At 65.8% G+C, this 5,637-nt stretch carries 3 protein-coding genes and 1 pseudogene; all 4 read left to right on the top strand.

What is annotated here, in order from left to right:
- Window positions 1–226: pseudogene (locus RI841_RS13905) on the top strand (hypothetical protein); the annotation flags it as partial.
- Between the two features lie 69 nt (window positions 227–295).
- Complete coding sequence (gene secA / locus RI841_RS13900) at window positions 296–3,025, top strand: preprotein translocase subunit SecA (protein ID WP_310706228.1); 2,730 nt, start codon at window positions 296–298, stop codon at window positions 3,023–3,025.
- Window positions 3,026–3,228: 203 nt separating this feature from the next.
- Window positions 3,229–4,458, top strand: a complete 1,230-nt coding sequence (argJ, locus tag RI841_RS13895) for a bifunctional glutamate N-acetyltransferase/amino-acid acetyltransferase ArgJ (RefSeq protein WP_310706227.1) — start codon at window positions 3,229–3,231, stop codon at window positions 4,456–4,458.
- An 84-nt stretch (window positions 4,459–4,542) separates the two neighbouring features.
- Window positions 4,543–5,490: a Nudix family hydrolase gene (locus tag RI841_RS13890; RefSeq protein ID WP_310706226.1), complete on the top strand. Its 948-nt coding sequence runs from the start codon at window positions 4,543–4,545 to the stop codon at window positions 5,488–5,490.
- Window positions 5,491–5,637 lie beyond the last annotated feature (147 nt).

The raw sequence follows: 5,637 nt of genomic DNA, 5'->3' as shown, positions 1-5,637 counted from the left end.
GCGCCCTGTCGAGCGTGCCGCCCAGGTCAGCATCCTGGTGCCGGCGCTGCTGCGCGTGCGTTCCCGCCTGCATGCCCACCGTCGTGCCCTGGTGCGTTGGGTCCGGCGAGCTGCCCGCTGGCCGAGGGTGGGAGTGAGGGCTGTGGCCTACGCCGCCTTCCCCCCCTGTCTCCCGGTTGCCGCTCATGATGTCCTCACGCGGCGTGGCCCTCCCAGCCTCCGATGAAGAAATCGCTCGGAGAGGCCGTGGACCGTTGTCCGCGACCCGATGCCACACGCTGAAATGGGATCCCTCATGATCAACAACCTGTTACGCAAGGTCGTCGGCTCCAAGAACGACCGCGACGTCAAGCGCATGAGCCGCCAGGTGGCGGATGTCACCGGCCTGGAGAATGAGTTGGAGGGCCTGGACGAGACGGCCCTGAAGGCTCGCACCGAGGCGCTGCGCGAGCGCCTGGAGGGCGGCGAGTCCCTCGATGCGCTGCTGCCGGAAGCTTTCGCCACGGTGCGTGAGGCCAGCAAGCGCGTCATGGGCATGCGTCATTTCGATGTGCAGATGGTCGGTGGTATCACCCTGCATCGCGGGCGCATCGCCGAGATGAAGACCGGCGAGGGCAAGACCCTGGTGGCGACCCTGGCCGTCTACCTCAATGCCCTGCCGGGCAAGGGCGTACACGTGGTCACGGTCAACGACTATCTGGCGCGCCGCGATGCCGAGTGGATGCGTCCGCTCTACGAATTCCTTGGCCTCTCGGTGGGCGTGATCTTCGCCGGACAGACGCCGGAGGAGAAGCGCCATGCCTACGCCTGCGACATCACCTACGGCACCAACAACGAGTTCGGCTTCGATTATCTGCGCGACAACATGGCCTTTTCGCTCGAAGAGAAGGTGCAGCGCGAGCTGCACTTCGCCATTGTCGACGAGGTCGATTCCATCCTGATCGACGAGGCCCGCACTCCGCTGATCATCTCCGGGGCGGTGGACGAGAATACCGAGCTCTACAAGGTCGTCGACCGCCTGTCGGCGAACCTCACAGCGTGCAGCGACGAGGAGGACCCGGAGAGCGGGGACTTCATCCTCGATGAGAAGCAGAAACAGGTGGAGGTCACCGAAGTCGGCCATCGCAAGGTCGAGGAACTGATGCGTGGCGAGGGCTTGCTGGGCGAGGAGGACTCTCTCTATGCCGCCCAGAACCTCAACCTGCTGCAGCACATGCATTCGGCGCTGCGCGCTCGCCACCTCTACCACCGCGATGTGGACTACATCGTCAGCGAGGGTCAGGTGGTCATCGTCGACGAGCATACCGGGCGCAGCATGCCGGGGCGTCGCTGGTCAGAGGGCTTGCACCAGGCGGTGGAGGCCAAGGAGGGCGTGCCGGTGCAGCGCGAGAGCCAGACACTCGCCTCGACCACCTTCCAGAACTACTTCCGCCTCTACGACAAGCTCTCCGGCATGACCGGCACGGCCGACACCGAGGCCTTCGAGTTCCGTCAGATCTATGGCCTCGACGTGGTGGTGATTCCCACCAATCGACCGCTGATCCGCCAGGACCTCAACGACCTGGTCTACCTCACCGCCGAGGAGAAGTTCGAGGCGATCCTCGAGGACGTCAAGACCCAGACCGAAGCGGGCCGGCCGGTGCTCGTGGGTACCGCCTCCATCGAGACCAGCGAGTACCTGGCCAACTTGATGAAGCAGGCCGAGATGCGGTTCAACGTGCTCAACGCCAAGCAGCACCAGAGCGAGGCGGAGATCATCGCCCAGGCCGGTCGTCCCGGGGCCGTCACCATCGCCACCAACATGGCAGGCCGGGGCACCGACATCGTGCTGGGCGGCAACTGGGAGGCCGAGGTCGCCAAGCTGGAGAACCCCTCAGAGGCCCAGATCGAACAGCTCAAGGCCGAGTGGCAGGCTCGCCATGAGGCGGTGCTCGAGGCCGGTGGCCTTCACGTGGTCGGCTCCGAGCGCCACGAGTCACGGCGCATCGACAACCAGCTGCGCGGTCGCGCCGGGCGCCAGGGGGATCCCGGCTCGACGCGCTTCTTCCTCTCGCTGGAAGACAACCTGATGCGCCTGTTTGGCTCCGATCGAGTGCAGCGCATGATGAAGGCCCTGGGGCTGGAGCACGGCGAGGCAATCGAGCACAAGATGGTCTCCAATGCCGTGGAGCGCGCCCAGAAGAAGGTCGAGGGCCGCAACTTCGACATCCGTAAGCAGTTGCTCGAGTATGATGACGTGGCCAACGACCAGCGTCGTGTCATCTACGAGCAGCGCAACGAGATACTGGCCGCCGAGGATGTTTCCGACAGCGTCATGGGCATCCGCGAGGAGGTGCTCGACCTTGCCATCAGCGAGTTCGTACCGCCCCAGAGCCTGCCCGAGCAGTGGGACCTGGCCGGCCTCCAGGATTACCTGAAGAGCGAGTTCAACCTCGACGCGCCGGTAGTCGACTGGGCCGAACAGGACGAGCGTTTCCACGAGGAGCAACTGCGCGAGCGACTGCAGGCGATGCATCGCGAGGCCTACCAGGCCAAGGTGGCGGAGGCCGGCGAGGCCCTGATGCGCCGTTTCGAGAAGCAGGTGATGCTGCAGGTGCTCGACACTCGCTGGAAGGAGCACCTGCAGTCCATGGACCACCTGCGTCGGGGGATCCACCTGCGGGGCTATGCCCAGAAGAATCCCAAGCAGGAATACAAGCGCGAGGCCTTCGAGCTGTTCCAGAACTTGCTGAGCAATATCAAGTCCGACGTGACCCGCATTCTCAGCCATGTCCAGGTGCGCCGTCCCGAGGAGGTCGAGGCCCTGGAGCGCCAGCGTCGCGAGGCGCTGGAGCGCGAGAAGGCCGGCGCGGCGAGCCGCCACGACGAGCCGTCGGTGGCGGCCGGTGCCCAGGACGATGCCCCGGCCGCCCCGGGGGCCGATGGTCGCCCGTTGCGCCGCGGAGGCCCCAAGGTCGGCCGTAATGATCCCTGCCCCTGCGGGTCGGGAAAGAAGTACAAGCAGTGCTGCGGGAAGCTGAGCTAACGGGCTACGGGCTACGGGCTACGGGCTACGGGCTGCGGGCTACGGGCTACGGGCTACGGGCTACGGGCTGCGGGCTGCGGGCTATGGGCTATGGGCTGCGGGCTACGGGGGTGCGGGCCGCGGGTGACTGATTCCGAGTCAGAGGACTCTATCGTTGCTCGACGCTCGACGCTCGAAGCGAATCCCAGACAGGAGAGAAGACCATGGCAGTGGGTAAGTTACGTTTTCCGGCGATGCCGGTGATCGAGGGGGTGCGCCTCGGTACCGCCATGGCCGGGATCAAGAAGCGCGATCGCCGCGACCTGGTGGTGATCGAGATACCCGAAGGGGCAAGGGTGTCCGGGGCCTTCACCCGCAACGCCTTCTGTGCGGCGCCGGTGACGGTGGCTCGTGAGCACCTGGCCACCTGCACGGCTCGCGGTGAAGGGGCGCGTTACCTGGTGATCAACACCGGCAATGCCAATGCCGGTACCGGCGAGGCGGGCCTGCAGGACGCGCGTGCCACCTGTGCCGAAGTGGCACGGCTGGCCGGGGTGAGCGAACAGAGCGTGCTGCCGTTCTCCACCGGGGTGATCGGTGAACCGCTGCCCATGGAGCGCCTGTTGGCGGGCCTTCCCGCGGCGCTGCAGGCCCTCGACGATGGCGCCGCCGCCTGGCAAGAGGCCGGCGAGGGGATCCTGACTACTGACACCCAGGCCAAGGGCGCCAGCGTGACCCTGGCGCTGGGCAACGAGTCGGTGACCATCAATGGTATTGCCAAGGGCTCGGGGATGATCCGTCCCGACATGGCCACCATGCTGGCTTTCGTGGCTACTGATGCGGCGCTTGAGCCGGTGCTGCTTGACCAGTTGCTGCGCGAGGCGGTGGAGCACTCCTTCAACTGCATCACCGTCGACAGCGATACCTCCACCAACGATGCCTGCATGCTGATCAGCACCGGCCGTGGTGCTGAATTGGCCGATGAGGCAGCTCTGTCCCTCTTTCGCAACGGCCTGCAGCGGGTGATGACCGAGCTGGCCCAGGCGGTGGTCCGCGATGGCGAGGGAGCGACCAAGTTCGTGACCCTGCAGGTCGACGAGGCGCGCAGCCGTCGCGAGGCGCTTGACGTGGCCTTCACCGTGGCGCATTCGCCGCTGGTCAAGACAGCCCTCTATGCCAGCGACGCCAACTGGGGCCGGATCCTCGCCGCGGTGGGGCGTGCGCCCGTCGAGGCGTTCGACGTGGACCGGGTCGTCATCGACCTGGGCGAGGTGCGCCTGGTCGAGCATGGCGGGCGCGCCCCGGGATATACCGAGGAGGCCGGCAGTGCGGTGATGGCTCGCGAGGAGGTCGTCATCCGCATCACCCTGGGACGCGGCGAGCAGAGCGCCACCGTCTGGACCTCGGACCTGTCCCATGACTACGTGACCATCAATGCCGACTATCGTAGCTGACTGGCGGGGATGGTCGGCAGCTAGACAGAAACCTCGCGCGGCGGCAAGGCCGCGTGGAACAGCGGGTAGGAGTCAATGAACGCAATGGTGAAGAGAAGGGTGCATGTGGCGGCGGCCGCCATCATCAGTGCCAATGGTCGCGAGGTGCTCCTTGCCCGTCGCCCCTCCAACGTCGATCACGGAGGGCTCTGGGAGTTTCCCGGGGGCAAGCTGGCGCCTTACGAGACCGGCCTCGAAGCACTGAAACGCGAGCTCCACGAGGAGCTCGGCGTCGAAATCCGGCGTGCGCAGCCACTGATTCGCATCCACCACGAATATTCCGACAAGCATATCCTGCTGGATGTGTGGCAGGTGCACGATTTCGCCGGTGAGCCCTTCGGTCGCGAAGGGCAGGCGGTGCGTTGGGTACCCATGAGCGAGCTGGTGAACTACCCCTTCCCGGCGGCTAACCTGCCGATCCTGCGTGCGGTGATGTTGCCCACCGAGTACCTGATCACCGGGGAGGAGGCCGACGAGGAACAATTCGCGGAGCGTCTGACCCGTGCCCTCGACGAGGACGGGACACGCCTGGTCCAGCTGCGCGCCAAATCGCTGGGTGAGGCGGACTTCCTGAAGCGCGCCGAGCAGGCCTTGGCGCTGTGTCATGAGCGGGGTGTCCGCCTGGTGCTCAATGGCGAACCGTCGCTGTTGGAGGCCGTGGCGGCCGACGGCATTCACCTGACCAGTGACCGCTTGATGAGCCTGGAGCGGCGCCCGTTGCCCGAAGGCAAGTGGCTTTCCGCCTCCACCCATGATCGTCGGCAGCTGGATCAGGCACATCGCATCGGTTGCGACTTCGTGACGCTCTCGCCACTGCGCACCACGCCCTCCCATCCGGAGGTGGCGCCGATCGGCTGGCATGACTTCCAGCAACTGGTGGAGCATGCGGGCATGCCAGTCTTCGCCCTGGGCGGCATGACGCGATTCGATGCCCACCATGCCCGCGCCGTGGGGGCCCAGGGAGTCGCCTCGATCCGCGATTTCTGGAAATGACCGGCTTCGCCGGAGCGTGAAGCCATCAGCGTGAAGCTGGAAGAAAAACCGCCCCATGGCCTTGCCGTGTGGGCGGTTCTCTTTACGCTGTCTTCAGCTTTCAGCTTTCAGCTTTCAGCTTTCAGCTTTCAGCTTTCAGCTTTCAGC

Source organism: Halomonas sp. (genome assembly GCF_031581305.1).
Taxonomy (GTDB): Bacteria; Pseudomonadota; Gammaproteobacteria; order Pseudomonadales; family Halomonadaceae; genus Halomonas.
Note: the sequence above shows the minus strand (reverse complement) of the source record. Positions and strands in the feature narration are given on the sequence as shown.